Genomic DNA, 26,456 nt, shown 5'->3' with positions numbered 1-26,456 from the left:
CTCATCCCATCGGGCCCGGGCGTCGGACCGCCTCCGCCCTCATCCGGCGCCGAGGGCCGGCCATGCGAGCGCGCCGAGCAGAGCGGTGCCGACCAGCAGCCAGGCCACGTAGTCGCCGACGTGTCCCGAGTGCAGGCGCCGCAGCGGGGCGATCCACGGATGCCCTTCCGCCGTCGCCCGCCCGCGCAGGGCCGCGGCCGCGGTCACGACGGCCAGCAGGGTCGAGGCCCCGCCGAGCGCCAGTCCCGCCGCGGTCCAGTGCACGGGCTCCACCGGCCCGCCGGAACCCATGTCGGCCACGGCTCGCGCGACGGCCCCGGCGAACCCGGGTGCCAGCCCGGCGGCCAGCGCCCCGAGAAGCAGCGCGACCGGGACGGCCAGCATGGTGACCGGCACCCGGCCCAACGGCCCCTGGGTCTCCGGTTCCTCGTCCGTGCCCGTCGTCTCGTCCGCCCGCGCCCCCTGCGGTCTGCGGCCGAGCCCCCAGAAGACCCGGGCGGTCACGCGCAGCACGGCCGCCCCCGTGGCGGCGGAGACGGCCACGCAGAGCACGGTCAGCAGGGCGCCGCCCTCCTCCTCCACGGCCGCCTTGCCGAGCCCGGTGCCGAACGGCGGCATCCCGGCGAGAGCCAGGCCGCCCATGGCGAACAGGGCAGAGACCAGAGGAAGTTCACGCGCCTTCGCGAACAGGTCGTGCTCGTCGATGCTGCCGTAGCGGTCCAGCAGGATTCCGGCGCAGGCGAACAGCGCGGCCTTCGCCCCGGCGTGTCCCACGACGTACAGGGCGACGCCCTCGGTCGCCTTCGGCGAGGTCAGCCCGAGGCCGACGAGGAACAGGCCGGTGTGGGCGACCGTCGCGTACGCCAGCAACCGCTTCACGTGCCGCTGCTGCCAGCTCATGACGGCACCGACGAGACCGGTGACGGCGCCCAGCACGACGAGGGCCCGGCCCGCGTCGGCCGGGGGGATGCCGCCGGGTCCGCCGAACACGGTCCCGTACACGCGGGCCACGCCGTACACACCGAGTTCGACCATCACCCCGGACAGCAGCATGCAGACGGGGGTGGGGGCGACGGCGTGCGCGTCGGGAAGCCAGAAGTGGAAGGGGAAGGCCGCGGCCTTGACCAGCAGCCCCGTCAGGACGAGCGCGAACGCGGCGAGGACCAGGGCGTCGGGCCCCTCCCGCTCGTCGAGCCGCTGCCCGATGGCCTGCATCGAGAGCTCCCCCGTGCGGGCGTACAGCAGGGCGATGCCGACGAGGGTCGCGTACGCCCCCAGCGAGTTCACCACGCCGAAGGTGAGCGCGCCCTGCACAACCTTCGGCTCCTCCACCCGGTGGCCGGTCAGCGCGTAGGCCACCACGCCCATCAGCTCGAAGAAGACGAACGCGTTGAAGAGGTCGCCCGCCAGCACGAAGCCGCACATGCCCGCCTGGAACAGCAGGATCAACGCCGGGAAGGCGCCGGTGTGACGCAGTGTCCGCTCGTCGAAGTACCGCCACGAGTAGATCACGACCGCCGTCGTGAGCAGCGAGATCAGCGTCACGAGGCCGAGCGCCACACCGTCGCCGACCAGGACGATGCCCACGGCGGGTCCTCGCGCCGGCTCCCAGCCGCCGACCCATTCCTCGTGGACCGGTGAGGGGCGGACCAGCATCGTCAGCGCGAGCGCCGCGGTGGCGGCGGCGAGGACGCCCGCGAACGCCTCGGCGGGAAGCCGGGGCAGTCGGCGCCCCGCCGCGACGAGCAGGGCCGCGCCGAACAGCGGGACGGCGACGAGCAGCGGCAGCAGTCGGCTCATCCGCGCAGCTCGGACAGTTCGTCCGGATCGAGTGTCCGGTGGCGCTTGGAGATCTGGACGACCAGGGCGAGCAGGAGCGCGGTGACGGTGGCTCCGACGACCACGTCGGTGAGCGCCAGCGCCTGGACGACGGGGTCGACGACCGGGCGGGCTCCGGGTTTCACGTCGGAGAAGACGGGGGCCGTGCCGCCGTCGCGGTAGCCGATCGCCAGGAGCAGGACGTAGGTCGCGGACTGGCAGACCGCCAGACAGCCCACGGAGCGCACGAGGTTGCGGCTGGTGGCCAGTCCGTAGGCGCCGACGAGGAAGATCCAGGCGGCGGCGAGGTAGGGCAGCACACGCGTCACGGCCGGTTCTCCTCGATCTCCAGGGCCTGGTCCAGGAACTGGGCGAGCAGCACGACGACCGCGCAGGCCACCTCCACGCCGATCGCCGCGTTGAGCAGCGGCACGATGCCACCGGAGGCCAGGGTGTTGAAGGTGCCGTAGGGCAGCAGTGTGTTGGCGAGGTACGCGGAGCCGAAGGCCAGCCCGGCGGCTCCGATCAGCAGGTAGGCGGCCTCGCCTGCGGCGTCGCCGAACTCGTACAGCGGGACCGGGCGGATCGCTTCCAGCGCGCGGTAGTCGACGGCGATGTAGAGGAGGTGGAGCCCGGTGGCCACGACCACGCCGCCCTGGAATCCGCCGCCGGGGCTGAGCTGCCCGTGCGCGACCACGTAGAGACCGACGAGCACGGTGACCGGGAGGGCGAGCAGCGCGTAGCGGCGCGGGCGGGACGCGACGCGGAGCGGTTCGGGTGCGACGGTCCGCTCGTCACGGGTCTGCCGCAGCAGGACGACGGTGCCGAGGACGGCGGCGAACAGGATGCTCTCCTCGCCGAGTGTGTCGAAGGCCCGCTGATCGAAGTTGACGGAGGAGACGACGTTCGCCGTGCGGTGGGACAGCGCGGCCCGGACCGCCCGTTCGCCGTACGGGTGGACGTCGCCCCCGAAGCCGGGGAGCCGGAAGCAGGCCGCTCCCAGCAGTGCGGCGATGCCCGTGGCCCCGACGGCGACCGTCCAGCGGCGTCCTGTGGTGTTCACCGCGGCTTCCCGTCCTCCGGTTCCGCGGTCGCGGCTTTGTCGTCCCCGGTCCGCCGGGCGCGCCGCCGCGACGTGCGCACGGTGAGGAGCAGCAGCAGAGGGGTCAGGGCCGAACCGACGGCGAGCTGCGAGAGCGCCACGTCGGGCGCCTGGAGCACGAGGAACAGCGCCGCGAGACCGAGCCCGAGCAGGGACAGGACCAGGGCCTGCCGGACGGGGTCGCTCACCAGCGCCGCGGCGGTCGCCGCCACCACCACGAGGGCGAGGGCGGCAGGGATCAGCGCGTCAGCCATCCCCGGCCGCCCCGGTCCCCGCCCTGCGCAGCGCGTCCGTTCCCACCAGGTTTCCCACGACCAGCAGGACCCCGGTCACGAGGAGTTTGGCGGCCGCGCGCCCCGGTCCGGTCGCCGCGCAGAGCGGGAGGACGACGGCGGCGACGAGAGCCGGTGTCCACAGCCACGCGAACCGATGCCGGGCGGCGCCCCGCAGCTCGGTCCCGAGCAGGCGGGCGTAGACGAGCGTCCCGGCCGGTCCCAGGAGGGCGAGCACCAGGGCCGCGTCGCCGTAGGAGGGCCGGGCGAACCCCTGGGCGAGCAGGAGCAGGACCAGGCAGATCAGGAGAGTGGCGAAGTTCTGGGCACCGGCGCCACGAGCCAGGGGGCCGGTGGTGGCGGCGAGGACGGTGAACCCGGTGACGACCAGCAGCGCCGCGGCGAGGACCAGCCACAGGTTCATTGCCGTGCCACGGCCCGTCCGGCCGCCACTGCGGCGACCGCGGCGAGGAGTGCGGCCGCCGCGCCGACCCACATCTCCAGCGGTTCGACCGAGCTGATCAGGATCAGCCAGAGGCCGAACAGGGCCGCCCACCACAGGACCGTCCGGGCCACGGTGCTTCCCCGCCGCCCCGGGCGGTCCCCGCCGGCGCGGCCGTCCGTCCCGGTCCGTCTCACCCGGACCACCTGCTTCGCCGCCCGGCGATGTCACCGGCGGTGGTCCGCCCCGCCCGCCTGCGGGCCCCCACGGCCGCGGCGCCGAGGGCCAGCGCGAGCACCGGTCCGGCCGCCCGGGCGTGCCGGGACCACCATGCCTGGGCGGATCCCTCGCGGGCCCGGTCGTCGAAGACGCCGTGGGCGCCGTGGTCGCGCGCGTCCTCGTCGTCGCCGTCGAGCGGATGCCAGAGGTTGTGCGGCCGGTCGGCGGGGACGGGCCGGCCGGTCTGCTGCGCGTCGTACCCGGTGCGGGCGAGATAGCGGTCCAGCAGCCCTGCGGCGACCTTCTCGCCGAGGATGGTCAGCAGGGTGGAGGAGCCCACGTAGTACTGCTTGCGTCGGGGATGGTCCGCGGCGAACACGATGGCACGGGCCGCCACCTCGGGCTGGTAGATGGGCGGGACGGGCTGCGGGTGGCGGGGCAGTCGCGACAGGGTCCAGGAGAACTGCGGTGTGTTCACCGCGGGCAGTTGGACCACGGTGATGCGCACCCGGCTCTTCTCGTGGAGCAGTTCGGTGCGGACCGACGAGGTGAACCCGTTCACGGCGTGCTTGGCACCGCAGTACGCGGACTGGAGCGGGATGGAGCGGGTCCCCAGCGCGGATCCCACCTGCACGATGGTCCCCGTCCCCCGGGGTTTCATGCGCGCCAGTGCCTCGCGGGTGCCGTTGACGTATCCGAGGTAGCTGACCTCGGTGACGCGGCGGAACTCGTCCGGCGCGATCTCGGTGAACGGGGCGAAGACCGAGGTGAAGGCGACGTTGACCCATACGTCGATCGGGCCGAGGAGACTCTCGACGTGGTCGGCCGCGGCGCGTACGGCCGTGTCGTCGGCCATGTCCGCGGGCGCCACGACCGCCTCGACGCCCATCTCGTGCAGTTCGGCCGCGGCGGCACGCAGCCCGGTACGGCCGCGTGCGACGAGTCCCACCCTCTCCCCTCTGCGGCCGAACTCGCGGGCGACGGCCCGTCCCACACCGGCGCTCGCACCGGTGACCAGTACCGTTCGGGGCATTGCGCGGCCTCTCCTGACGATGGGGCGACGGGGACACCGGAGCGCGGGGTCCGCATGCGAGCGCGCCGCACCGGTCACGGCACGACACCGGGTGGCCTACCCGCCCCGCGAAGCGGCCCGCACACGGGACGGCGGAACGTACCGCAATGGCCGATCGCCCGGTGCGTCGCGGGATCAGCCGTTCCGCTCCAGCCGGGCGAAGACGCTGGTGTCGAGGTGTGCGAGGAGATCGGAAGGGCTCCGGTACGTCTCGCCCGCACCGGCCTCCGTGAGTGCGGAGCGGCAGATGCCGCCGCTGAGCAGGCCGACGGTGGCCGCACCGGCTTTCACGGCGGCGCGCATGTCCCACACCGAGTCCCCGGTGAAGACGGTCTCCTCGGGCGTTCCCCCGGCGGTCTCCATCGCTCGACGCACCGGTTCCGGCGCGGGTTTCCCCTCCTGTATGTCGTCGGCGCTCGTGGCCCCGGCGATGGCCTCGTCCGCGTCGAGCGCCCGGCGCAGCGCTTCCAGTTCGTGCGCCGGGGCCGACGTGGCGAGGACCACGGTCCATCCCCGGTCCGCCAGCGCCCGCAGGAGGTCGCCCGCCCCGCCCAGCGCGGGAAGCCGTTCGAAGCAGGTGGCGTAGAGGGCGCTGTGGGCGTCGGAGAGGTGGGGGTCCTGTTCGTGGTCCCGGTCCTCGCCGAGGAGCCGGTCGAGGAGGTCGTCGGAGCCGAGGCCGATCGCGTCGTGTATCTCCGTCATCGCGACGGTGTGCCCGCCCTGTCTCAGCGCTTCCCACCACGCCGTCACATGGAGGTAGTTGGTGTCGGTGAGTGTGCCGTCGACGTCGAACAATGCGGATCGTGTCATGGCTGCGCCCTTCGTCGTGGCGTCGGTGCGGTGGCTCCGGCCCTCCCCGCGGGCGGAGCCCTCAGAGCTCGCGCAGGGCGGGCAGCAGTTCCCGCTCCGCCCACCGGATGAACGGCAGTTGGTGCGCGCCGCCGATCTGCACGAGGGCGACCTCGGTGAACCCCGCGTCGGTGAAGCCGCGTACCGCCCGTACGAACTCGTCGACGTCGTTCCCGCAGGGCACCGCCTTCGCCATGTCCTCGGGGCGTACGTACGTGGTGGCCTGCGCGAAGGCCGTGGGGTCCGGCAGCTCGGAGTTGACCTTCCATCCGCCGACCGACCAGCGGAACTGCCGGTGGGCCCGCTCGACCGCCGCGTCCCGGTCGTCGTCGTAGCAGACGGGCAGCTGTCCCACGCGCGGCTTCCCCGCGCCGCCGGACCGGTCGAAGGATTCGAGGAGTTCACGCTCGGGCTCGGTGGCGATGACGAGGTCGGCGAGGCGTCCGGCGAGATCGCAGGAGCGCGGGCCCGAGACCGCGACCCCGATCGGCACCCGGGTGGCGGGCAGGTCCCAGAGTCTGGCGCGCTCGACGGAGAAGTGCGGCCCGTGACGGTCGACGTAGCCGCCGTCGAAGAGGGCCGCGATGATCTCCACCGCTTCTTCGAGCATGTCCAGCCGTACGGAGGCCCCGGGCCATCCGCCGCCCACCACGTGCTCGTTGAGGTTCTCCCCGGACCCCAGCCCGAGCCGGAACCGCCCTTCGGAGAGTTCCTGGACCGTCACGGCCATCTGGGCCACCACCGCGGGGTGGTAGCGGCGCGTCGGGCAGGTCACGTACGTCATCAGCGGGATCGTCGACGTGGCCTGGGCCGCCGCGCCCAGCACACTCCACGCCTGGGGCGCGTGGCCCTGGGATTCCAGCCAGGGAAAGTAGTGGTCGGAGGTGACGGAGAAGTCGAAGCCGGCCCGCTCGGCCGCCACCACGTGCTCGACGAGGGAACACGGTCCGGCTTGTTCGGTCATCATCGTGTATCCGAATTGAGCCATATAAGACCTTTTGCCAGCTTTGCTGGCTTGAAACCTCCCTTGCACCCCGCGACTCCGCCCCTGTCCGGCAATTCCCCCCACCGCGCCCGCACGGCCGGGAGGAACTACGTTGGAAGGGGCAAAACGCTACACGTTCGGAGGGTTAGGCATGACCCAGGGAAGCGGCAAGGACAAGATCCAGGGCAAGGCGAAGGAGGCCATGGGCAAGTTGACCGGTGACCGCCGCCAGAAGGCCGAGGGGAAGATGCAGCAGGCCAAGGGCGAGGTCAAGAAGAAGATGAGCGGCGGCCACGACCAGCCTCCGCCGACCGACCGGTAACGGCTTCCGCCACTGCCCCGCCCTCCGGGTGGGGCAGTTCCGCGACCGTCCGCCGCTGACGGAGTGGGAGCCGGACGGTCGGCGTTTGGCCACGGCACGCGCATGGCAAACGCCTGCCATGAGCCTCTCGCGGACCATCCGGAAACACATGTCGCCCCGTACCGGGAACGGCTCGGCGGGAAGCCGCGGTGCCGGGAGCGAGAACCCTCTTCTGCGGTTCCTCGACGCACTGGGCCGGCAGGAACGGCTCGACGTGCTGTCCGGGCCGGTACGACAGGCGGTGCAGGCCCTCCCCCTGGGCCGCGCGCGTGATGTGCTGCACGGCCTGCCGATCGGACACCCCCTGCACCCCGCCCTGGTCCAGGCCCCGCTCGGCGCCTGGTTGTCGGCAGCGGTACTGGACTGCCTGCCCGGCAACCGTCGCGGGGCCAGGGTGCTGATCGGCATGGGGCTGCTGACCGCCGCGCCGGCCGCCCTGGCCGGGTGGGTGGACTGGGCGGAGCAGCACCCGCAGCAGAAGCGCACCGGACTGGTCCACGCCGCGTCCGTCTCCACCGCCGTCGCGCTGTACGCCCGTTCCTGGACCCACCGAGGGCCCCACGGCCATCCGGTCAGAGCGAGGGCGCTCGGGTTCGCGGGTCTGGGCGCGGTCGGCTTCGGTGCCCTGCTGGGCGGCCATCTCGCCTACCGGCAGGCGGCCGGTTCCGACAAGGCCGGCGCGCTCGCGTTCGAGCTGGACGACGGATGGCACGCCGTGGGGCGGACCGAGTCGTTCCCGGCCGGAACAGCGGTACGGCGGCAGTTGGGTGAGGCCGCCGTGCTGGTCTTCCGCGAGGACGACGGCCGGATCCACGTGCTGGCGGACCGGTGCAGCCATCTGGCGGGGCCCCTGTCCGAGGGCAGGATCGTTGACGGCTGCGTCGAATGCCCCTGGCACGGCAGCGTCTTCCGCCTGTCGGACGGTGCCAACGTGCGCGGGCCCGCGACCGCGCCCCAGCCGGTCTTCGACACCCGGGTGACCGACGACGGAATGGTGCAGGTGCGGCTGCCGGGCGCGGCCCGGAGCAGTGACTGACCCCTCGCTCCGCCGGACCCGACCGGCCCACGGCGCCGCGGATGCGGGATTCCCCGGGCACGGGCAGCATCGTAGGTGGATGTGAACGTCTCGCCCGACGGGCGTGGCCGTGTTCCGCACGCCCGGAGCGGGCCGGAGGGAAGCGCGATGCACGAAGCCCCCACCACGCCGCCGCTGCCGCGCCCCAGAGGGGTGCTGTCGGCAGCGGTGACCGACGCGCTGCTGTGCCGGTCCGCACCGCCCGGGATCACGACGGCGTGTCCGGGCGACCCGTACGGCGAGGATCTGCAACTCGCCCTGTACACCGCCTACGAACTCCACTACCGCGGCTTCCGGGGCGTCGATCCGGGGTGGGAGTGGGACACCGGTCTGCTCTCCCTGCGGGCTTCGCTGGAGGACCGCTTCCTCACCGCACTGCGCCGGGACGTGCCCGCTCCGGGACCGCTGGCCGACGTCCTGGCCGAACTGCTGGTCCAGCCCGTCGATCCCGACGGAATGTCCCAGTTCCTCGCGCGACGGGGCACGTTGGAGAATCTGCGCGAATACGCGCGGCAGCGTTCCCTCTACCACCTGAAGGAGGCCGATCCGCACGCCTGGGTGCTGCCCCGGCTCAGCGGGCGGGCCAAGGCCGGAATGGCCGCCGTGGAGTTCGACGAGTTCGGCGGCGGCAGAGCGGACCGCGTCCACGCCCGGCTGTTCGCGGACCTCATGTCGGACCTCGGGCTGAACACCGGATACGGGTACTACCTGGACCACGGGTACGCCGAGATGCTCGCCCTCGTCAACGCCATGTCCCTGTTCGGGCTGCACCGGTCGCTGCGCGGCGCCCTCGTGGGGCACTTCGCCGCCGTCGAGATCACTTCGTCTCCGGCCTCCCGGCACCTCGCCCGCGCAATGGCCCGTACCGGCGCGGGACCGGCCGCACAGCACTTCTACGACGAACACGTCGAAGCCGACGCCGTGCACGAGCAGGTGGTCCGGAACGACGTGATCGGCGGGCTCCTCGACGACGAACCCGAGCTGGAGCCGGACATCGCGTTCGGCATCGCCGCCACCTCCTTCCTCGAGGACCGCCTCGGCCGGAGGTTCCTCGCAGGATGGGGAGTGTGACGCGCGTGCGTCACCGGAACGGGAGAGGGCGGGACGCCATGGACGCCGAAGCCGACCGCACACGCACCCACGCACAGCCGCCGTTCCTCGTCACGCTCCCCGGGGTCTACGCACCGCAGAGCGACACCCGGTTGCTGCTGGCGGCACTCGAACGGGAACGTACCGGCCCCGGGACCCACGTGCTGGACATCGGGACGGGCAGCGGCGCCCTGGCCCTGCGGGCCGCCCAACTGGGCTGCGAGGTGACGGCCGTGGACATCGCGCTCCGGGCGGTCGTCACCGCACGCCTCAACGCGATGCTGCACCGCCGCCGGATCACCGTACGCCGCAGCGATCTCACGTCCGCCGTCGGAGCACGCTCGTTCGACCTCGTCCTGTGCAACCCGCCCTACGTTCCGGCACCGGGCATCCCCCGCCACGGCGCGGCCCGCGCCTGGAACGCGGGCCGCGACGGCCGGGAGCTGATCGACCGTGTCTGCGCGGGGGCGCCCTCGGTGCTGCGGCGCGGTGGCGGGGTCCTTCTCATGGTGCACTCCGGGCTCTGCGGCGCCGAAACCACCCTCGGCCGGCTCGAACACGCGGGGCTGAACGCCACCATCAGCAGCCGGGTCCGCATCCCCTTCGGTCCCGTGCTGCTCTCGCGGCTCCGATGGCTGCGCGACCACCGGCTGCTGCGCCACGACGACACGAACGAGGAACTGGTGGTCATCCGTGCCGAACGCCCCTGACGCACCGTGCCGCGTCACCCTGACCGAAAGCGGCCCCCTCCTCGTCGAGGGGCCGGTGGAAGTCACCGCACCGGACGGGTCCGTGCACACCTCCGACCGCTTCGTCGTCGCGATCTGCGCCTGCCGACGCAGCGCCATCTTCCCCTGGTGCGACACCAGCCACCGCGCCCGGCCCTGTCTGCGCGACGCCGCCCCGCGAACGACGAGAGCCTGAGGTCTCCTCACGGGACGGCCGTCGCGGCGGGCCGGGAGCACGGCGTGCGTCCCTCGGGTCCAGGACGGACCCGCTCACTCGATGCCCGTCGGCCCGGCGGGACCGGGCCTCTTCGGGGGCAGCGGCAGGAAGCCGCTGGTGCGGGCGGCGTAGTCGGCGTAGCCGGGACGGTGGGACATGTGCTTCTCCAGAAGGCGTTTGCCGCTGCCGACGGTCAGCAGCAGGGTCATCAGGACCGGGGAGAGCAGTACGGCGAGGGCCGGCTGCCAGGCGGTGCAGGCGAGCAGGTACAGGCCCCACCAGACGAGGCTGTCCCCGAAGTAGTTGGGGTGCCGGGTCCAGGCCCACAGGCCCCGGTCCATGATCCGTCCCCGGTGGGCGGGATCCTCCTTGAAGCGCGCCAGTTGGTGGTCGCCGACGGCTTCGAAGCCGAGCCCGACGGCCCAGACCGCGATCCCGCAGAAGGCCGGCAGGTCCAGGGGCCGGGAGCTGTAGGAGGCGGCCTGGACGGGGAGGGAGATGATCCAGACGAGGGCCGCCTGGGCCAGGTAGACGGTGCGCAGCGCGTAGCGGGTCCGGTTGCCGGGGGCCTTGTCCAGGAGGGCGGTGTAGCGCGGGTCCTCGCCGTGGCCGCGGGAGCGCCGTGCGATGTGCGCGGAGAGTCGCAGCCCCCAGACGGTGGTGGCAGCGGCGACGAGCAGGCGTCGGCCGTCGTCCCCGTGTCCGTCGGAGAGGAGCCAGGTGACGACGGCGACGGCACTGAAGGCGAGGCCCCAGGCGATGTCGACGAGGCGGTGCAGGCCGCGGCGGGCGGCGACGGCGAACGTGGCGAGGAGCACTGCCCCCGCCGTGGCCGCGCAGGCGGCGAGGTTGACGGCGAGGGCGCCCCGGTCGGTGCCGGTCATGCCGGGCTCTGGGCGGTGTACCAGGGGGCGGGGGTCGCGGGCATGGCGGAGGTCCCCTCGCGGGTGGGGCGCACGGCGAGGATCTGGTCGACGCCCATGCGGCGTTCGGTGAAGGCGAGCGAGGCCCCGGCCAGGTAGAGGCGCCACACCCGCCCGGTCGTCTCCCCGACGAGGGCCCGGACCTCGTGCCACCGGTCCTCCAGGGTGGCGCGCCAGGCGTCGATGGTGGCCGTGTAGTGCTCGCGGAGGGATTCGGCCGACCGCACCTCCAGGCCGGCGGTCTCCAGCAGGTCCACGGTCCGGCCGAGAGGGCGCATGTGCATGTCGGGGGCGATGTACGTCTCGATGAAGGCGCCTCCGCCGGGTGCGTGGGCGCCGCGCGACATCTGCTGGATCAGCAGTCGGCCTTCGGGGCGCAGCGCGTCGTGCAGCTTCGTGGCGAAGGCGGGGTACTCGGCGTCGCCGACGTGTTCGCCCATCTCGACGGCGGCGGCCGCGTCGTAGCCGCCGCCGTCGATGTGCCGCCAGTGCCGCAGCCGGACGTCCACCAGGTCGGCGACCCCCTCGCGCGCGGCCCGCTCGGTGACGAATTCCTGCTGGGCGCGGGAGAGGGTGACGGCGGTGACGCGGGCCTTGTGTTCCCGGGCCGCGTGCACGGTGAGGGAGCCCCAGCCGCAGCCGACGTCGAGCAGCCGGTCCCCGGCGCGCAGTCCGAGTTTGCGGCAGATCAGTTCGAGTTTGTCCCGCTGGGCGTCGGCGAGCGTGTACGCGGGACCGGCGGGCCGGGTCCAGTAGGCGCAGGAGTACGCCATCGACTCGTCCAGCAGGAGCGCGTAGAAGTCGTTGGACAGGTCGTAGTGATGGCTGATCGCGGCCCCGTCCCGGGAGGCGCTGTGCAGGCCGCCGGTGAGGCGGGCCCGCCCCTGGGGACGGGGCGGGGGCGGACCGGCGGCGCCGAGGCGTAGGGCGAGCGCGGCCGCCGCCGCCACGCCCGCGGGCCCGAGGCGGGCGACGGGACGGGCTCGGACGGTCCGGCCGGCCCGTGACAGGGCGTCGGCGAGGTCGCCGTCGACATCGAGGTCTCCGGTGACATACGCCTCGGCGAGGCCGAGTTCGCCCGGCTGCCAGAGCACGCGGCGCAGGGCGGCGGGTGAGCGGAGCGTGACGAGGGGGGCGTTGGCCGGGCCGGCCTGGCTGCCGTCCCAGGCACGGACGCGCACGGGGAGGGGGCCGGGGAGGAAGTGGCCGATGAGCTGGGCGAGTCGGTCTGCGGCATGCTTCATCGGTGGGTCCCTTCGGTGAGGAGCAGTTGGCGCACGTCGAGGTAGCCGGAGCGGAATCCGGCTTCCGAGTAGGCGAGGTAGAACTCCCACATGCGCTGGAAGACGGTGTCGAAGCCGAGGGCCGTGACGGTGGGCCGGGCCGCGGTGAACCGTTCCCGCCACAGGCGGAGGGTTTCCGCGTAGTGGTCGCCGTAGCCGTGGTCGGCGGCGGTCGTCAGTCCGGCGGCGGCGGAGTGCCGGGCGATGGCCCGGCGGGAGGGGATCAGGCCGCCGGGGAAGACGTACTTGCTGATCCAGGTGTGGGTGGCGGCGGTGCGCCGCATCTGCCGGTGGCCCATGGTGATGGACTGAAGGGCGATCCTGCCGCCGGGGGCGAGCGCGCGGCGCAGCGCGGTGAAGTAGGAGGGCCAGAACTCGGCGCCGACCGCCTCGATCATCTCGACGCTGATCACGGCGTCGTGGCGGCCCTCGGCGTCGCGGTAGTCGCGTAGTTGGACGTCCACCCGGTCGGAGAGCCCGGCGGCGGCGATGCGCGCGCGGGCGAGGCCGGCCTGTTCGGCGGAGAGGGTCAGGGTGGTGACGCGGGCGCCGCGGGCTGCGGCGCGCAGGGCGAGTTCGCCCCAGCCGGTGCCGATCTCCAGCAGCCGGGTGCCGTCGCCGACCCGGGCCAGGTCCAGGAGCCGGTCGATCTTGCGGTGCTGGGCATCGGCGAGGGAGGCGAAGTCGGCGGGTAAGCCGGTGAAGACCGCGGAGGAGTAGGAGAGGGTGGGGTCGAGGAAGGCGGCGAAGAGGTCGTTCGACAGGTCGTAGTGGTGCTGGATGTTCTCGCGGGACCCGGTGCGGGTGTTGCGGTCGGCGGCGGGTCGGGCGGACGTCCACACACCGCGCAGCCGCCGCAGGGGGGCGGGGACCAGCTCGTCGACGTGGCGCGCGAGGACAGTCAGGACCCCGGCCAGGTCGTCGCTGTCCCATTCACCGGCCATGTAGGACTCGCCGAAGCCGATCAGGCCGTGGCGGCCGATGCGCCGGTGGAAGGCGTCCGGGTCGTGGAGGGTCAGCCGCGGGCCGGGGACTCCGGCGCCGGGCGCGGTCAGGCCGAGCCGGTCCAGGGCGCGTCCGACCAGGAGTCCGGCCAGGGCGGTCCGGGCGGCTCCGGACGCCGGAAGCTGGGCCACGTCCGGCCAGCGTCCGGTGTCGACCTCGCTACGGCGCGCGGCGGGGACGGTGGCACGGGCGGGGTGGGTCCGTTGCCGGGGGTCGGTACGCGGGAGGTTCCCGGCGGTGCGGCCGTGGGGCGTGGTGGCGGGCTGGGTCACGACGGCGTGCCTTCCTGAGGGGCGGTCCGGGGACGAGGATGTACGGGCAGGCCGCGGAGCAGCAGGTGGATGCCGTGGCGGCGGATGCCGGCCCAGACGGCGGCGGTCGACCAGGGGCTGCGGGCGGCGGCGGACAGCAGGGCGGGGACGGTGGCGGGGCGTCGGCGGCCCCGGACGACGGCGGTGAACGCCCGGCCCTCCTCGTTCTCCAGGTGGACGGCGAGCCGCAGCCGGTCGTCGGGCGGCGGCAGCCGCATCCGGTAGTGCCCCTCGACGGCGAAGAAGGGCGAGACGTAGAACGCCTTGTCGGTCTCCGCCCCACCGGTGGCGTCGGTGCGCAGGAGGTAGCAGTGGCGCTGCCCGTAGGTGTTGTGGACCTCGGCCACGACGCAGACCAGGGCGCCGGAGCGGTCGTGGCACCAGTAGACGGTGAGCGGGTTGAAGACGAATCCGAACACCCGGGCGTGCGCCAGCATCGTGACGCGCCCGCCGTCGAGTTCGATGCCGTGGGCAGCGAGGTGGGCGTCGAGTCCGGCACGGATGGAATCGGTGCCGCCGCCGAAGTGGTCGCGGGCGTCGAACCGGGCGAGCGGGCGCACCGGCCGGGGCAGCACCGGCAGCCGGTCCAGGTCCACGCACCACAGGTAGGTGCGGTGCCGGAAGGAGTGGCGCAGCGGGGTGGTGCGGGCATGTGTGATCACGCACTCGTAGAGCGCCGCGGGGGGCGCCGAGGTCGCCGCGGGGGCGGCGGGTCGCGCGGCCCCGGTCACCAGCGCACCCCCAGGGACCGGGCGGCCCGTACGCCGGAGCGGCAGCCGTCCTCGTGGAAGCCCCAGCGGTGCCAGGCCCCTGCGTAGGCGGTCACCCCGTCGTTCAGGCGCGGCAGCCGATTCTGTGCGGCGACGGAGGCAGCCGTGTACACCGGGTGCTCGTAGACCATCCGCTCCACGACGCGGTCGGCGGCGATGCCGTCCTCCCCGCCCAGGGTGACGATGTAGTCGGCACCCTCGGGCAGGTCCTGGAGACGCCGCATGTCGTAGCTGACGCGGACGGGCTCCGCAGAGGGGTCGCAGCCCGTCATCCGGTAGTTCCAGGAGGCGCGGGCGCGTGGCGAACGCGGCAGGACCCGGGTGTCGGTGTGCAGCACGGTGGGGTTGCGCGAGTAGGTGAACGAGCCCAGGAGCAGCTGTTCCTCCTCGGTCGGGTCGGCGAGCATACGGAGCGCCTGGTCGGGGTGCGTGGCGATCACCACGGCGTCGAAGGCGTCGGTGGCGCCGTCCCCGGTGGTGATCAGCGCGCCCCGGCCGGTGCGCCGGACGGTGTCGACCGGGCTCGAGGTGCGGATGCGCTGGACGTGTTTCGCGGCGGCGGTGACGTAGGCGCCGGAGCCTCCGGTGACGGTCTTCCACTGCGGGGAGCCCGTGACGGACAGCAGGCCGTGGTGGTGGAGGAAGGCGAACAGGTAGGCGGCGGGGTAGGAGAGGGCCGTCGTTGCGGGGCAGGACCACACCGCGGCGACCAGGGGCAGGGCGAAGTGGCTGACGAAGTAGGGGGAGAATCCGCCCTCGCGCAGGAAGTCCCCGAAGGTGACGCCGGGGTGGACCTTGCGGGCGAGGAGGCGGCGGGCGCCGCGGTGGAAGACCGGTACCTCCGCCAGCAGCCGTACATGGCGGCCGCGCCGGGCCGCTCGGGAGGCGAACAGGGCAGCCGGGCCACGAGCCCCCGCGTACTCCAGGTCACAGCCGTCGCAGCGGACCGACATGCTCATCTCGGCGTCCTGCGTGCCGATGTCCAGTTCACGGAAGAGCCGGAGCAGGGTGGGATAGGTGCGCTCGTTGTGGACGATGAACCCCGAGTCCACGGCCACCGTGCCCCCACCGGGTTCCGGCAGTTCGCGGGTGTGGGCGTGACCGCCGAGCCGGTCGTCCGCCTCGTACAGGGTGACCTCGTACGAGGACGCCAGGATGTAGGCGGCGGTGAGACCCGCCACGCCGCCTCCCACGACAGCCGCTTTCCGCGCTTCCCTCACAACCGCTCCCACCCATCGGTACGCCGCCAGGCCGCTGCGTCTCATCCGTACTTCGCAGCGGCCGGGCGGGCGGATTGGGGGAGATCCACGGCGGTGTGACGTCGTGTCGCGGGAATCGTGCGTGTGTTCAGGCGGAAAGCCCGATGAGCTGTGCGGTCGGGGTGGCGGCGGGCGGGCGGAACCCACCGACGAGGTCCCCGGGGTCTCGATCCGGTGCGTCGGTGGCGGCGCACCGCCGATGATCGCGGTGGTCTGCCCCGATCAGGTGGGGAAGGCCATCAGGAGCAGAGGATCGGTGGTGGGCCGGGGGGAGCCTCCGGCGGGTTCGAGGGTGAGGCCCACGGCGCCGGCGTCCGCGGGGTCACCGTCGAGGACGACGGTGCCGTCGTGGTCGATGAGTCCGGCGGGGCGCATGGTGCCGTCGTGGTCGAGCCACAGCTGATAGGTCCTGCCCGCTCCGGGTGCGGGGAGGCCGGCGGCGGTGAAGACGGCCTTGTTCTGCCGTCCGGAGGAGACCACGGTGGTCAGGGCTCCGTTGGCCGCCTTTCCGTGGAGGGTGCGGGCGTCGGGGGCGGCCAGGACGGCGCTGACGGTGTCGAGTTGCTGCTGGGCCCGTCGGGCCTGCTGCTTGAGCCCCTGTCCGTTCTGCGCCTGCCACACGGCGACGCCACCGAGTGCGGCGGCGGCGACACTGGCGGCCAGGGCCAGGGGCACGGCCCGGCGGCGCAGCATGTCGCCGAGCGCGGGCACGGCCGCGGGGGCGGGCACCCGCGGGGGCAGTTGACGGACCCCGTCGATGGCTTCCATGACCTGCGCCTTGGCCGCCGCGGGCGGCGGCTGGGAGACGGCCGCGGCCAACCGGGCTGCGGTGGCTTCGAACTCGGCCGCTTCCTGCCTGCACGCCTCGCAGGCGTGAAGATGGGCGTCGAAGGCTTGCCGCTCGCCGTCGTCGAGGGCTCCGAGGGCGTAGGCGGCGGCGAGGGTGTGGGCGTCGGTGGCGTGGTGTTTCATGTGGTCACCCCCATGCAGTCGCGGAGCCGGATGAGCCCGTCGCGCATGCGTGTCTTGATGGTGGGAAGAGGAGCGCGCAGGGCTTCGGCGACTTCACGGTAGGTCAGCCCCCGGTAATAGGCCAGGGTCACCGCCTGGTGCTGCAGCTCGGTCAACCCCTGGAGGCAGCGGCGTACCTGCTCCGATTCCAGGCGGGTCTCGACCTGCTCGGCGACCTCGTCGAAGGCGGTGGTGTGCTCGCGGGCGGCCTGGGCCTGCTCGCGGTCGGTGGCGGCCTGGGCGGAGCGGACCCGGTCCACCGCGCGCCGGTGGGCGATGGTGGCGGCCCAGGTCGTCACGGAGCCGGCGTCGGGGCGGTAGCGGGCGGCCTGCCTCCACAGGTCGATCATGACCTCCTGCGCGACCTCCTCGGACTGTGCCCGGTCGCGTACGACTTTGACCACGATCCCGAACACCATGGGTGCCAGGGCGTCGTAGAGCGCGGAGAACGCCTGTTTGTCGCCGTGGGCGACCTTCTGCATGACGTCGTCGAGGTCGCGTCGGGCAGGGTCGCAGGCGCGGCGGGCGCTGAAGGGGACGGGTTGGTTCACCTCTGGGGCTCCGGCTGTGGGGAGAAGGTGAATAGGCGGCCTGGTGCGGCCGTCTGGGGGCGGGGCGTCCATCGCATGCCGGTCCTCGGGTTGTCGCTGAGCGGAGCCGGACCGGCCCGGGGATGGTCCGGCCTCGGGGAACATGTGCTGTGTCGCTCGTTCTTCGTAGCCGACGGGCACGCGGATGGGGTACTTCTTCGCCACCCGCACCGGCCGCCGCTCCCGACGAACCGACATCGACGCACCTGCTCCGGCTCGCTCGGGCCGTCGGCGCGGCCGGCACCGTCCGGCCGGGGCCCCCGCCGCTCCCCTCGTGGTTCCGCCTGGCGGCCGCCGCGCCGCGGACCGGGCGGCTCAGCGGTAGGCCCTGCCGCGCACGTAGGCGACGACGAGGGAGATCGCGGTGATCGCGCACATAAGCATGCCGATGGACAGGAACGCGTAACCCGCTTCGCCGATGCCCGGTTCGGTCCGCACCATGGTCATGCCCGCGCCCGTGGTGATCCGGTGTTCCTCGTCCGGGTGGTCCAGGATGTAGAGGATCGTCGCGGGGATCGCCGCCGCGCACACCGCGGCCGCCGCCAGCGGCCAGGCGCCCGCCCGGCCGTACCAGGGGATCCGCGGTTTCAGAGCGACGTGCGGGCACCGGGCCAGCAGGACCCGTCCCAGGTCGCCGGCGCGTTCGGCGAGTCCGTCGGTGCGCAGCCGGGTGCCGTCGTCGAGGCCGATCTCTATGCGGTAGCCGTTGCCGAGCCGGGTCGCGAGGCCGTTCACCGCGTCGCCGTCGACATGGAGCGAGGTGACGCGGTTCCAGGACCAGCCCGTGGTACCTCGCCGGGATCCATGGATCAGGCCCTCCTCGTGTGTCTCGAAGTACTCGCCCGGCTTGCAACGCAGCGCCCGGACGATCTGGGTCACCGCGACGATCACCGCGCCCAGGCAGAGCCCGAGGACGAGGCCGACCGCCTTGTTGCCGCCGGGTGTGCCCTCGTCGGTCGCGGGCAGGGTCCCTGCGCCGAGCAGGCCGGACACAACGGCCACGAGCAGGGCCCAGCCCGCGTTCACCCATCGCTTCCGGTGGTCGACGGGATGGCGGCCGATCACCGGGCCCAGATCGCCAGGAGTGTTCCGTCCCGGGCCGGTCACCGCTCGGGGTCCTGGTGCCGCAGGTCGGTCAGGGCGGCGCCGTTGGCGAGGACGCGCTCCAGGGCCGCGTAGTCCGACCCGGGACGGCGGACGGGCCTGAAGACCTCCAGGCGGTCGCCTTCGGTGCTGTAGCCGGCCCTGGTGGCGCGCGGCTTCAGGGCCCGGCTGCCGACGTGCCCGGCCAGGCCCCGTACGTCGAGGAGGACGCCGGTGTTCGGACCTCCGGACACGTAGGCGATGCGGGACCACTCCAGCAGGCCCGGGAAGGGATCGAGGGTCAGGCCGTCACGGGTGAACGTCAGGGCGCCCCAGCGGAACTCGCCGCCCTCGCCCAACTCTTCGAGGTGCCGTGCCGCGACGGCTTCGGCCACTTCCCTCGTGGCGCGCGTGGTGAACGGCCGGGCGTTGTCGACCGGGCCCCGGGTGGCCAGGCGCCAGAAGCCGGATTCCTGGCGGACCTTGATGTAGTCCAGGTCCTTGAGCCGGATCGGGCCGCCCTCGTACGGGCGCAGGACGGTCTTGACCACGTCGTGGGAGTGGCTGAAGTTGATGCGGACGGACACTTTGGTCGACTCGACGGAGGCGATCTCGTCCCAGGTGCGGCGCAGCGTCCGGCGTCCGGGGCGGCGGAACTCGAAGCCGTGCTCGTACTCGCGGAGCCGGATCCTGGTGTGCCGGACGCAGAGCGCGGCGCACCCGGCGGCCACCGTGGGGACCGCCCACATGGCGACGAGGAAGGAGCCCTCGACGGCGTGGTCGCGGGCGACGACGCACATCACGATGAACACGATGACGAGTACGACGAACACGCTCAGGACCCGTCTGGACACCGCTCCCTGGTAGGTCCACACGCGCTCCCCCAGGCGCCCTGCCCGTTCGCCGTTCCCCGTTGCCGCGTCCGCCGTCAACGCACACCTCGCATGATCGTCCGATTCCACGTCGTCGAGTGTCGGACCGGTGCGCGTGCGGGGATACGGGAGAACTACTCAACTCTGCCCGCTGATCGGCCGGTCCCGGTCGTCGCACGTCCGTATGATGGCCGCCCATGAGGGCGGGGGCAGGCGAGTTGACGTCGCTGATCGGGCGGCGGGCGGAGTGCTCGCGGGTCGCGCAGCTGCTCTCCGGTGCCCGTCTGGTGACGCTCACCGGGGTCGGCGGTGTGGGCAAGACGCGGGTGGCGCTGCGGGTGGCCTCGGATGTGACGGGTTCGTTCCCCGACGGGGTGCACGTCGCCGAGCTGGCCGATCTGCGCGATGCCGAGCTGCTGGCGACGAGTGTCCTGGGCGCCCTCGACGCCGGCCGTCCGGTGCGTCCGGGGGCCGGGACGACGGCCGCGCTGGTGGACCGGCTGGGCGAACGGCGCGTCCTGCTCGTCCTGGACAACTGCGAGCATCTGGTCGACGCCTGCGCCCGGCTCGTCGACACACTGCTGCGGGCCGCCCCCGGACTGCGCGTGCTGGCGACGAGCCGGCAGCCGCTCGGGATCGCGGGCGAGCAGGTGTTCCCGGTGGAGCCGCTGCCCGTGCCGGAGGCCGGTGACGTCGCGGGGGCGGGTCGCCGGGCGCGTACTCCGAGCGGCAGTCCGGCGGTCGCGCTGTTCGCCGAGCGGGCCGCCGCCGTGCTGCCCGGCTTCACGGTGACGGAGGCCGACGCCGACGCCGTCGCGGAGCTGGTCCGCCGTCTGGACGGGCTCCCCTTCGCGATCGAGCTGGCCGCGGCGCGTGTCCGGAGCCTGACACCGCAGGAGATCCTGGAGCGGCTCACGGACCGGTTCACGCTGCTGACCGGCGGCAGCCGCGTCGCCGTCGACCGGCAGCGCACCCTGCGCGCGCTGATCGACTGGAGCCACGAGCTGTGCACGGAGCACGAGCGGCTGCTGTGGGCGCGGGCCTCGGTGTTCCGGGGCGGCTTCGACCTCGAAGGGCTGGCGCGGGTCTGCGCGGACGACCGGCTGCCGGCCGCCTCCCTGCTCGACGCCCTCGACGCGCTGGTGGCGAAGTCGATCGTCAACTGCCGCAGGAACAATGGGCGTTCGACCTACCACATGCTGGAGACGGTCCGGGAGTACGGACATGAGCGGCTGGTCGCGTCGGGCTCGCTCGACGCGCTCCGCGCCCGGCACCTGGACCACTACACGGAGCTGACCGCGCGGGCCGGGCAGGAGTGGTTCGGGCCCCGGCAGGTCGACTGGTTCACGCGGCTGCGGACGGACCATCCGAACCTGCGCGCGGCCCTGGAGTTCTGTCTGGAACGGCCCGGCCGGGCGCGGGCCGGTCTGGCGCTGGCCGTGTCGCCCCGGCACTACTGGCTCACGGCGGGGCTGCTGTCCGAGGGGCGCCGCTGGCTGTCGCTGCTGCTCGCCGCCGACCGGGCCCGGGGCGGCCCGGACACGGAGGAGGCCCGGGTCCGGGCCCTGGTCACCGACACCTACCTGGGCATTCTGCAGGGCGCCCCGGACGACGAGGTGGCCGGCGCGCTCGCCGCGTGCGAGGAGGCGGCACGGCTCGGCGGTCACCGGCGGGAGGCGGCATGGGTCCGGCACCACCACGGGATCCTCGCCGTCTGGCGCGAGGACTTCGCGGGCGCCGCCGGGCTGTTCGTCCGGGCGTACACCGAGTTCCGTGCGCGGGGATGTCTCGACGCGGCGCTCGAGTGCCGGGTCAAGTTCGCCATCGCGCACGCCTACGGGGGTGACGTCGCGACGGCCGCCGAGGCGTGCGGCGAGGTCGAGGACGCCGCGCGGGAGCGGGGCGAGTCGTGGCTGCGCGGGATGGCACTGCTCGCCCGTGCCCTGCTGGCGCGGCGCGCGGGTGCGCCCGGGGAGGCGATCGGACACGCCCGGGCGGCCATCGGCCTGCTGCGGCCCTTCGAGGACTGGTGGGACGTGGCCATGTGCGTGGAGGTGATCGCGTGGAGCATGCGGGACGCGCCACGGTCCGCGGCCCGGCTGCTGGGTGTGCTGCATCAGTTGTGGGGGTCGCTGGGCGGGCGGCTCGGTGCGGCGCCGTTCATGCGCGGGCAGCATCTGCGCTTCGACGCGGGGGTGCGGGAGGCGTTGTCCGGGGCGGTTTTCGAGCGGGAGTTCCGACGTGGGGCGCGGGCCACGGTGGACGAGGCGATGGCGTACGCACTGGACGGTCCGGCCGGGGCGCCGGGGCTGACACGGCGGGAGAGCCAGGTCGCGGAGCTGGTCGCCGCGGGGCTCACGAACAAGGAGATCGCGGTGCGGCTGACGATCGCGCAGCGCACCGCAGAGAACCATGTCGAGCGCATCCTCGGCAAGCTGGGGTTCACGTCCCGTACGCAGCTGGCGGTGTGGACGTACGAGCAGCAGGGAGTGACCGGGCCGCGCGCCGACGGCGGGCGGCCCCGGCCCGTGGGTTCCGGCGGCGGGCGGTAGCGCACGATCCGCCGCCCGGGGCGGGTCCGGGGGCGGGGCCGGACGGCCCTCGCCGGACGGGGCGGGTACCGGCGATCCTGAGAGGTGGCAGCACGGCACCGAGCACGGGAGGGAACCCGCCATGAGGCACCGAAGCGTCGCCGAGCTGATGACGCCGGCAGTCGTCAGCGTCGTACCGGAGACAGGCTTCAAGGAGATCGCCCGTCTCCTGGACGAGTTCGACATCACCGCGGTCTGCGTGGTGGACGGGGCGAACCGCCCGCTGGGGGTCGTCTCCGAGGCCGATCTCGTGCGTCGGCGCGCCGTCGGCTCCGGACGGGAGACCGCCGGGGCTCTCATGTCGAGCCCCGCGGTGGTCGCCCGGCCCGGATGGAGCGTGGTGCGGGCCGCTCGTGTGATGGACCGGGAGCGGGTGAAGCGGCTGCCCGTGACCGACGACTCCGGGCGGCTCGTGGGCGTGCTGAGCCGGAGCGATCTCATCCAGCTTTTCCTCCGCAGGGACCGGGCGATCCAGGAGGAGATCATCGAGGACGTGATCACCCGTACGCTCGGCCTGAGCCCCTCGGATCTCTCCGTGGACGTCGAGGACGGCCTGGTCACCCTCAGCGGAACCGTGCGCCGCCCCGGGCTCGTCCCGGTCCTCCTCAGGCTCTGCAACAGCGCCGACGGGGTGGTGGGGGTAGTCGACCGGCTCCACCACAAGGACGGCACCGACGCCGGTACGTGACGTCCGTGCCCGGGACCGACCCGGTTCAGTCGTTGTCGGTCCCGCTCCGGGGCCGCCCGGACCACACGGGTTCCACCCGGGCCCACTCCCGGTCGAGCGCCGCGAAGGTACGGGCCTCGGAGCGTCGCCGCATCACGAGGAGGACGCCGGCCGCGGCCGCTCCGGCGGTCCCCGCCGCCGCGGTACCGCCGCAGAACGAGGTCAGCACCCGTTCCGTCCCGTCGTCAGGCGGCCGGGCCGGGGCACCCGCCGCGTCCACCCACACCGCAACCGCGCGCCCCTCGGGCGTCCGGGGCGGGACCTCGACAGTCCCGGAACGCCGGACCCCCTCGGGATAGACCCAGACCGCCGAGGCGACGGAATGCGGCCACCCCTCCTGCCCGGCCAGGGGCACCGAGGGCTCGGCCGGCCCGGTGGTCGTCGCCGTCACCCGGTGCAGCCGCCCGGTGTACGCCCGCTCGGCCCGTACCCCGGCAGCCCACAGAAGCCCCGCCGTGACCGCACCGCAGACCAACGCCACGACCAGGACCAACACCACGGCAACACGCCCGTGGACGTATCCGCCCCAGGAGCCGGACCGGCGGACCGGCCGCTCGCGGACGCTCATCACACACCTCCCGGCGGGTCCTCACGCACGTCCGGTCCGGCCGTTCCCGTCCGGGCCGTGCCTCCGGCTCACGGCCGGTCGCCCCCGCCCGTGGTCCCGGCCCGCCTCACCGGAATGGTCCGCGCTTCCCGGACCCGCTGGTCGGGCATCGGGACGCGGACGGTGAGGATGCCGTCCGCGTAGGAGGCTTCGACGCCCTCGGCGGGCACCCGGTCCGGAAGACGCACGGTCCGGCGGAACGATCCGTAGCGGAACTCCGAATGCTCCGTGTCCCGGGTGCTCTCGCCGTGCTCGGCGCTCACCGTGACCAGGTCGTCGTCGACCGTGATCGTGATGTCCTTCTCCGGGTCCATTCCGGGAAGCTCGGCCCTCAGGACGTACGCGCCGTCGCCCCGGGTGACCTCCACCGGAATCGAGTGGGCCGCCGCGTCGGGGCGCCAGCCGGGCAGCCCGGGGAACTCCCTGCTGAACCAGTCGTTGAAGTCGGGGAAGACCCTGTGCCTGCGTTCCACCTTCGCACCGGTCATCGTCCTGCTCCTCGTGTACGGGCCCCGGGGCCTTCGCCCACGGACGGGCCGGTTCACGGAGCCCCTCCGGCCCCGCTCCTTCAAGCCTGCCTCCGACGCGGTGCGGTGCGCAGCGTCGAAAGGGGGCGCCGCCCGGGTGTCCGGTCGGTGCGGCCAGGCAGACGCGGGCCGGTCGTGCCCCGTACGCCGGCCCCCTGATGCCGGAACCCATCGGCGTCCGCCGGGGGAAGCGCTCCTCACGCCGTGCCCGGTGGCAGCGCGGCACGGCGCGCATGAGGATGATGGGGATGCCCATCGCCGGGAGGCCTGATGAACTACAAGGTCAGTGTCCTGTTCCGAGCCATTCCTCTGCTGATGGGCGCGGTGTCGGCCGCGCTCGGCGGATACGTGCTCGCCCACGCGTCCGGACCGGCCGCCCACGTCGCGGGTCCGGTCCTCATCTTTCTGGCGGCCATCTGCCTGTGCCTGTTCGCGACCGCGGCGACCATCATCAGGCAGCTCATCGGCCGGTACACCACGCTGGACCGGTTCCTCTACCCGGTCTTCGGGTTCGCGGTCAGCGGGGTCACCGTGGGATACGGGCTCTCGCTGCTCACCGAGAGGCCGCGGCCGCCTCCCGACTTCGTCGCCGGACACGTGATCTTCGGGGTCGGCATGATCTGCGTGTGCGTGTCGTGCGTGGCCACGGCCTCCACCCGCTTCGTGCTGATCACCGAGAACTCGGCGCTGCCGGAGGGCTCCGCACCGCGTTCGCCGGCGCCGTTCGGCCGGGCCGCCGTCCTGGCCCTGTCCGCGCTTCCGGTCCTCGCGTCCCTGGTCACCTGGGCCTGGGCCCTCACCCTGCTGGCCGGCGGGGGCGGCGGCCAGGCGGCGGGGCGGTTCACCGCCGGGCACGTCATGGCCGGGCTGGCGCTCGTCTGCACGTGTCTCATCGGCCTCGTGGCCAGCATCCTGCGGCAGATCCAGAACACCTACACCCGTCGGGAACGCGTGCTGTGGCCCGCCGCGGCCGCCGCCCTGGGTGCCATCGGTATCGTCTGGGCACTGATCGTCCTCGCCGTGCACACCCGGCCCTCCCAGCTGGCCGCCCCCTTCGTCCTGATCGGGCTGGGGCTGATCTGCTGGAGCATCCTCAGCAAGGTGCTGCTGCTCGCGCTCGTCTGGCGGCGCGAGGCCCCGCTGGCGAACCGGGTCCCGTTGATTCCGGTCGGCACCGCGCTGCTCTGCCTGTTCCTCTCCTCGTTCCTCTTCGAGTCGGCCGATCCCGCCGTGGTCGTCGCGGCCCGTGTCCTCGTCGGCCTGGGCGCCATCTGCTTCTCGCTGTTCTCCATCGTCTCCATCCTGGAGAGCGGCACAGGAGGCGGGGACGACGCACCCACCTGACCCGTGCACCGGCCACGCGCACGCATCCGAACACCCGGGCGAGGCTCGGGGGCTACCCTGATGATCAGCTTCTCATCCCCACCCCCGCGTCCCAGGAACGGACCACCATGACCCAGGACACCCCCGCCCCCGTCGTCGAGCGCGTCGACGCACGGCACCGGTACACCATCCAGGTCGACGGGGAGCCCGCGGGCTTCACCGTCTACCGCGACCGGGACAAGCAGCGCGTCTTCTACCACACCGAGATCGACGACGCCTTCGCCGGCCGCGGCCTGGCATCGGTGCTCGTGACGGCGGCTCTCCAGGACGTACGGAACAGCGGCATGCGCATCGTCCCCGTCTGCCCGTACGTGGCCAAGTACCTCCAGAAGCACGACGGGTTCGCCGACATCACCGATCCGGTGACTCCGGAGATCCTCCAGTGGCTCCAGGGCGACCGCGCCTGACCTGGGGTATTTCCCTTGGCGCGGGGCACGGCCCATGGCAGGGTCCTGCGTCATGACAGAGAAAGAGACAGCGCCCGGGACCGCGACAGCCACGACGGACGAGGGCATCCGGATCACCCGGCTGGCCGAGCGCCCCGCACTGGCCTCGCGGCTCTACGAGATCGACGACTCCTGGCCGGTGTTCACCCACCACGAGCCGGTGGCGAACGCCCTGCTGAGCAGGGTGCCCGTGGAGTTCCCGGAGTACTGCGTCGTCGCCACGGACGGGGACCGGATCGTGGCGCGCGGGTTCGCCGTGCCGTTCGCCGCCGGGCTCGACGGCCGTGAGGAGATGCCCGACCAGGGCTGGGACCGGGTGCTGGTCTGGGCGTTCCAGGACCGGCAGGCCGGGCGCACACCGACGGCGGCCAGCGCGCTGGAGATCACCCTGGACGTCGGCCACCTCGGCCGGGGACTGTCCTACCGGCTGCTGGCAGCGCTGCGGGAGGCGGTCGGCCGGCAGGGCCACGACGCCCTGCTGGCACCGGTCCGCCCCACGGCCAAGCACCTGGAGCCGCGCCTCCCCATGGCCGATTACCTCCGTCGGCGCCGGGACGACGGGCTGCCGGCCGACCCGTGGGTACGGGTGCACGTCAAGGCGGGCGGCACCGTCGAGAAGGTCGCGCCCGCCTCGATGACGGTGGCCGGTTCACTGGCCGAGTGGCGGCGGTGGACCGGGCTGCCGTTCGACCGGGACGGTGCCGTCGACGTACCCGGCGCACTGGCACCGGTCCACTGCGACACCGCGCGCGACCACGCCGTCTACGTCGAGCCCAACGTGTGGATCCGGCACGCCACCGGGCCGCGTACCGACTGAGACCCCCGCACACCCCCGCCTC

30 protein-coding genes are annotated in these 26,456 nt (G+C 73.4%); 10 read left to right on the top strand and 20 right to left on the bottom strand.

The window, feature by feature from the left end:
- Positions 1-39 precede the first annotated feature (39 nt).
- The 9 genes from ACF08W_RS02985 to ACF08W_RS02945 all read right to left on the bottom strand — a co-directional run bounded on the left by ACF08W_RS02985 (position 40) and on the right by ACF08W_RS02945 (position 6,762).
- Positions 40-1,800, bottom strand: coding sequence for a complex I subunit 5 family protein (locus tag ACF08W_RS02985; RefSeq protein ID WP_392278186.1), 1,761 nt, complete (start codon positions 1,798-1,800; stop codon positions 40-42).
- A complete protein-coding gene (locus tag ACF08W_RS02980; protein WP_352276681.1) occupies positions 1,797-2,147 on the bottom strand; it encodes a cation:proton antiporter subunit C in 351 nt (116 codons plus the stop codon). The genes ACF08W_RS02985 and ACF08W_RS02980 overlap by 4 nt, the downstream gene beginning before the upstream one ends.
- Positions 2,144-2,881 (bottom strand): MnhB domain-containing protein, encoded by a 738-nt coding sequence (locus tag ACF08W_RS02975; protein WP_392278185.1) that lies wholly within the window; start codon positions 2,879-2,881, stop codon positions 2,144-2,146. The genes ACF08W_RS02980 and ACF08W_RS02975 overlap by 4 nt, the downstream gene beginning before the upstream one ends.
- Entirely contained in the window at positions 2,878-3,174 is a 297-nt protein-coding gene (locus ACF08W_RS02970) for a hydrogenase subunit MbhD domain-containing protein (protein WP_352276679.1), read from the bottom strand. The genes ACF08W_RS02975 and ACF08W_RS02970 overlap by 4 nt, the downstream gene beginning before the upstream one ends.
- Positions 3,167-3,616, bottom strand: coding sequence for a monovalent cation/H+ antiporter complex subunit F (locus ACF08W_RS02965; RefSeq protein WP_385216393.1), 450 nt, complete (start codon positions 3,614-3,616; stop codon positions 3,167-3,169). The genes ACF08W_RS02970 and ACF08W_RS02965 overlap by 8 nt, the downstream gene beginning before the upstream one ends.
- Complete coding sequence (locus tag ACF08W_RS02960) at positions 3,613-3,768, bottom strand: hypothetical protein (RefSeq protein WP_352276675.1); 156 nt, start codon at positions 3,766-3,768, stop codon at positions 3,613-3,615. The genes ACF08W_RS02965 and ACF08W_RS02960 overlap by 4 nt, the downstream gene beginning before the upstream one ends.
- Before the next feature lie 59 nt (positions 3,769-3,827).
- Complete coding sequence (locus tag ACF08W_RS02955) at positions 3,828-4,886, bottom strand: SDR family oxidoreductase (protein ID WP_392278184.1); 1,059 nt, start codon at positions 4,884-4,886, stop codon at positions 3,828-3,830.
- Positions 4,887-5,060: 174 nt separating this feature from the next.
- Positions 5,061-5,735: an HAD family hydrolase gene (locus ACF08W_RS02950; RefSeq protein WP_385216387.1), complete on the bottom strand. Its 675-nt coding sequence runs from the start codon at positions 5,733-5,735 to the stop codon at positions 5,061-5,063.
- A 61-nt stretch (positions 5,736-5,796) separates the two neighbouring features.
- A complete protein-coding gene (locus ACF08W_RS02945; RefSeq protein WP_385216384.1) occupies positions 5,797-6,762 on the bottom strand; it encodes an LLM class F420-dependent oxidoreductase in 966 nt (321 codons plus the stop codon).
- A 148-nt stretch (positions 6,763-6,910) separates the two neighbouring features.
- On the opposite strand from ACF08W_RS02945, the gene ACF08W_RS02940 reads away from it, so the two are divergent.
- From ACF08W_RS02940 to ACF08W_RS02920, 5 genes are all read left to right on the top strand, one after another.
- Positions 6,911-7,081: a CsbD family protein gene (locus ACF08W_RS02940; protein WP_352276669.1), complete on the top strand. Its 171-nt coding sequence runs from the start codon at positions 6,911-6,913 to the stop codon at positions 7,079-7,081.
- Between the two features lie 148 nt (positions 7,082-7,229).
- On the top strand, positions 7,230-8,156 hold the full coding sequence (locus tag ACF08W_RS02935) for a Rieske 2Fe-2S domain-containing protein (RefSeq protein ID WP_392278183.1): 927 nt from the start codon (positions 7,230-7,232) through the stop codon (positions 8,154-8,156).
- 147 nt (positions 8,157-8,303) lie between these two features.
- A complete protein-coding gene (locus ACF08W_RS02930; protein ID WP_392278182.1) occupies positions 8,304-9,266 on the top strand; it encodes an iron-containing redox enzyme family protein in 963 nt (320 codons plus the stop codon).
- A gap of 38 nt (positions 9,267-9,304) precedes the next feature.
- Positions 9,305-9,994, top strand: a complete 690-nt coding sequence (locus ACF08W_RS02925; protein ID WP_385216374.1) for a HemK2/MTQ2 family protein methyltransferase — start codon at positions 9,305-9,307, stop codon at positions 9,992-9,994.
- Complete coding sequence (locus ACF08W_RS02920) at positions 9,978-10,208, top strand: CDGSH iron-sulfur domain-containing protein (RefSeq protein ID WP_392278181.1); 231 nt, start codon at positions 9,978-9,980, stop codon at positions 10,206-10,208. Before ACF08W_RS02925 ends, ACF08W_RS02920 begins: the two co-directional genes overlap by 17 nt.
- Before the next feature lie 74 nt (positions 10,209-10,282).
- On the opposite strand, the gene ACF08W_RS02915 is transcribed toward ACF08W_RS02920, so the two are convergent.
- From ACF08W_RS02915 to ACF08W_RS02875, 9 genes are all read right to left on the bottom strand, one after another.
- Positions 10,283-11,113: a DUF1295 domain-containing protein gene (locus ACF08W_RS02915; RefSeq protein WP_392278180.1), complete on the bottom strand. Its 831-nt coding sequence runs from the start codon at positions 11,111-11,113 to the stop codon at positions 10,283-10,285.
- Positions 11,110-12,396, bottom strand: coding sequence for a class I SAM-dependent methyltransferase (locus ACF08W_RS02910; RefSeq protein WP_385216364.1), 1,287 nt, complete (start codon positions 12,394-12,396; stop codon positions 11,110-11,112). Before ACF08W_RS02910 ends, ACF08W_RS02915 begins: the two co-directional genes overlap by 4 nt.
- Positions 12,393-13,712: a class I SAM-dependent methyltransferase gene (locus ACF08W_RS02905; protein ID WP_392278179.1), complete on the bottom strand. Its 1,320-nt coding sequence runs from the start codon at positions 13,710-13,712 to the stop codon at positions 12,393-12,395. The genes ACF08W_RS02910 and ACF08W_RS02905 overlap by 4 nt, the downstream gene beginning before the upstream one ends.
- Positions 13,709-14,482, bottom strand: a complete 774-nt coding sequence (locus ACF08W_RS02900) for a DUF1365 domain-containing protein (RefSeq protein ID WP_392278178.1) — start codon at positions 14,480-14,482, stop codon at positions 13,709-13,711. The genes ACF08W_RS02905 and ACF08W_RS02900 overlap by 4 nt, the downstream gene beginning before the upstream one ends.
- Complete coding sequence (locus ACF08W_RS02895; protein WP_392278177.1) at positions 14,479-15,786, bottom strand: NAD(P)/FAD-dependent oxidoreductase; 1,308 nt, start codon at positions 15,784-15,786, stop codon at positions 14,479-14,481. Before ACF08W_RS02895 ends, ACF08W_RS02900 begins: the two co-directional genes overlap by 4 nt.
- A 216-nt stretch (positions 15,787-16,002) precedes the next feature.
- Positions 16,003-16,752 (bottom strand): anti-sigma factor, encoded by a 750-nt coding sequence (locus ACF08W_RS02890; protein ID WP_385216355.1) that lies wholly within the window; start codon positions 16,750-16,752, stop codon positions 16,003-16,005.
- Positions 16,749-17,342: an ECF RNA polymerase sigma factor SigK gene (sigK, locus tag ACF08W_RS02885; protein WP_392278176.1), complete on the bottom strand. Its 594-nt coding sequence runs from the start codon at positions 17,340-17,342 to the stop codon at positions 16,749-16,751. Before sigK ends, ACF08W_RS02890 begins: the two co-directional genes overlap by 4 nt.
- A 354-nt stretch (positions 17,343-17,696) precedes the next feature.
- Positions 17,697-18,488, bottom strand: coding sequence for a hypothetical protein (locus tag ACF08W_RS02880; protein WP_392278175.1), 792 nt, complete (start codon positions 18,486-18,488; stop codon positions 17,697-17,699).
- On the bottom strand, positions 18,485-19,318 hold the full coding sequence (locus tag ACF08W_RS02875; protein WP_392278174.1) for a hypothetical protein: 834 nt from the start codon (positions 19,316-19,318) through the stop codon (positions 18,485-18,487). The genes ACF08W_RS02880 and ACF08W_RS02875 overlap by 4 nt, the downstream gene beginning before the upstream one ends.
- Before the next feature lie 215 nt (positions 19,319-19,533).
- Between ACF08W_RS02875 and ACF08W_RS02870 the strand changes: the two genes are divergently transcribed.
- Positions 19,534-21,888, top strand: coding sequence for an ATP-binding protein (locus ACF08W_RS02870; RefSeq protein WP_392278173.1), 2,355 nt, complete (start codon positions 19,534-19,536; stop codon positions 21,886-21,888).
- A 121-nt stretch (positions 21,889-22,009) separates the two neighbouring features.
- A complete protein-coding gene (locus ACF08W_RS02865) occupies positions 22,010-22,615 on the top strand; it encodes a CBS domain-containing protein (RefSeq protein WP_392278172.1) in 606 nt (201 codons plus the stop codon).
- 25 nt (positions 22,616-22,640) lie between these two features.
- Here the strand turns inward: ACF08W_RS02865 and ACF08W_RS02860 are convergent, their stop codons facing one another.
- Together ACF08W_RS02860 and ACF08W_RS02855 are read right to left on the bottom strand one after the other, a co-directional pair.
- Complete coding sequence (locus ACF08W_RS02860) at positions 22,641-23,222, bottom strand: hypothetical protein (RefSeq protein WP_392278171.1); 582 nt, start codon at positions 23,220-23,222, stop codon at positions 22,641-22,643.
- A gap of 68 nt (positions 23,223-23,290) precedes the next feature.
- Positions 23,291-23,749, bottom strand: a complete 459-nt coding sequence (locus ACF08W_RS02855) for an Hsp20/alpha crystallin family protein (RefSeq protein WP_392278170.1) — start codon at positions 23,747-23,749, stop codon at positions 23,291-23,293.
- A 309-nt stretch (positions 23,750-24,058) separates the two neighbouring features.
- Between ACF08W_RS02855 and ACF08W_RS02850 the strand changes: the two genes are divergently transcribed.
- From ACF08W_RS02850 to ACF08W_RS02840, 3 genes are all read left to right on the top strand, one after another.
- Complete coding sequence (locus ACF08W_RS02850) at positions 24,059-25,132, top strand: DUF2776 family protein (RefSeq protein ID WP_392278169.1); 1,074 nt, start codon at positions 24,059-24,061, stop codon at positions 25,130-25,132.
- A 107-nt stretch (positions 25,133-25,239) separates the two neighbouring features.
- Positions 25,240-25,578: a GNAT family N-acetyltransferase gene (locus ACF08W_RS02845; RefSeq protein WP_392278168.1), complete on the top strand. Its 339-nt coding sequence runs from the start codon at positions 25,240-25,242 to the stop codon at positions 25,576-25,578.
- 52 nt (positions 25,579-25,630) lie between these two features.
- Entirely contained in the window at positions 25,631-26,434 is an 804-nt protein-coding gene (locus ACF08W_RS02840) for an N-acetyltransferase (RefSeq protein ID WP_352276639.1), read from the top strand.
- Positions 26,435-26,456: the final 22 nt, after the last annotated feature.

This window comes from Streptomyces sp. NPDC015144 (genome assembly GCF_043079735.1).
GTDB lineage: Bacteria > Actinomycetota > Actinomycetes > Streptomycetales > Streptomycetaceae > Streptomyces.
The sequence above is the reverse complement of the archived record's forward strand: the minus strand, read 5'-3'. Positions and strand labels throughout refer to the sequence as shown.

What these genes read in the sequence shown, in the direction of transcription:
- ACF08W_RS02985 (WP_392278186.1), bottom strand. Translation starts at nt 1,800, where the DNA reads ATGAGCCGACTGCTGCCGCTGCTCGTCGCCGTCCCGCTGTTCGGCGCG.
- ACF08W_RS02970 (WP_352276679.1), bottom strand. Translation starts at nt 3,174, where the DNA reads ATGGCTGACGCGCTGATCCCTGCCGCCCTCGCCCTCGTGGTGGTGGCG.
- ACF08W_RS02965 (WP_385216393.1), bottom strand. Translation starts at nt 3,616, where the DNA reads ATGAACCTGTGGCTGGTCCTCGCCGCGGCGCTGCTGGTCGTCACCGGG.
- ACF08W_RS02955 (WP_392278184.1), bottom strand. Translation starts at nt 4,886, where the DNA reads ATGCCCCGAACGGTACTGGTCACCGGTGCGAGCGCCGGTGTGGGACGG.
- ACF08W_RS02950 (WP_385216387.1), bottom strand. Translation starts at nt 5,735, where the DNA reads ATGACACGATCCGCATTGTTCGACGTCGACGGCACACTCACCGACACC.
- ACF08W_RS02945 (WP_385216384.1), bottom strand. Translation starts at nt 6,762, where the DNA reads ATGGCTCAATTCGGATACACGATGATGACCGAACAAGCCGGACCGTGT.
- ACF08W_RS02940 (WP_352276669.1), top strand. Translation starts at nt 6,911, where the DNA reads ATGACCCAGGGAAGCGGCAAGGACAAGATCCAGGGCAAGGCGAAGGAG.
- ACF08W_RS02935 (WP_392278183.1), top strand. Translation starts at nt 7,230, where the DNA reads ATGTCGCCCCGTACCGGGAACGGCTCGGCGGGAAGCCGCGGTGCCGGG.
- ACF08W_RS02930 (WP_392278182.1), top strand. Translation starts at nt 8,304, where the DNA reads ATGCACGAAGCCCCCACCACGCCGCCGCTGCCGCGCCCCAGAGGGGTG.
- ACF08W_RS02925 (WP_385216374.1), top strand. Translation starts at nt 9,305, where the DNA reads ATGGACGCCGAAGCCGACCGCACACGCACCCACGCACAGCCGCCGTTC.
- ACF08W_RS02915 (WP_392278180.1), bottom strand. Translation starts at nt 11,113, where the DNA reads ATGACCGGCACCGACCGGGGCGCCCTCGCCGTCAACCTCGCCGCCTGC.
- ACF08W_RS02910 (WP_385216364.1), bottom strand. Translation starts at nt 12,396, where the DNA reads ATGAAGCATGCCGCAGACCGACTCGCCCAGCTCATCGGCCACTTCCTC.
- ACF08W_RS02895 (WP_392278177.1), bottom strand. Translation starts at nt 15,786, where the DNA reads ATGAGACGCAGCGGCCTGGCGGCGTACCGATGGGTGGGAGCGGTTGTG.
- ACF08W_RS02890 (WP_385216355.1), bottom strand. Translation starts at nt 16,752, where the DNA reads ATGAAACACCACGCCACCGACGCCCACACCCTCGCCGCCGCCTACGCC.
- ACF08W_RS02870 (WP_392278173.1), top strand. Translation starts at nt 19,534, where the DNA reads ATGAGGGCGGGGGCAGGCGAGTTGACGTCGCTGATCGGGCGGCGGGCG.
- ACF08W_RS02865 (WP_392278172.1), top strand. Translation starts at nt 22,010, where the DNA reads ATGAGGCACCGAAGCGTCGCCGAGCTGATGACGCCGGCAGTCGTCAGC.
- ACF08W_RS02860 (WP_392278171.1), bottom strand. Translation starts at nt 23,222, where the DNA reads ATGAGCGTCCGCGAGCGGCCGGTCCGCCGGTCCGGCTCCTGGGGCGGA.
- ACF08W_RS02855 (WP_392278170.1), bottom strand. Translation starts at nt 23,749, where the DNA reads ATGACCGGTGCGAAGGTGGAACGCAGGCACAGGGTCTTCCCCGACTTC.
- ACF08W_RS02850 (WP_392278169.1), top strand. Translation starts at nt 24,059, where the DNA reads ATGAACTACAAGGTCAGTGTCCTGTTCCGAGCCATTCCTCTGCTGATG.
- ACF08W_RS02845 (WP_392278168.1), top strand. Translation starts at nt 25,240, where the DNA reads ATGACCCAGGACACCCCCGCCCCCGTCGTCGAGCGCGTCGACGCACGG.
- ACF08W_RS02840 (WP_352276639.1), top strand. Translation starts at nt 25,631, where the DNA reads ATGACAGAGAAAGAGACAGCGCCCGGGACCGCGACAGCCACGACGGAC.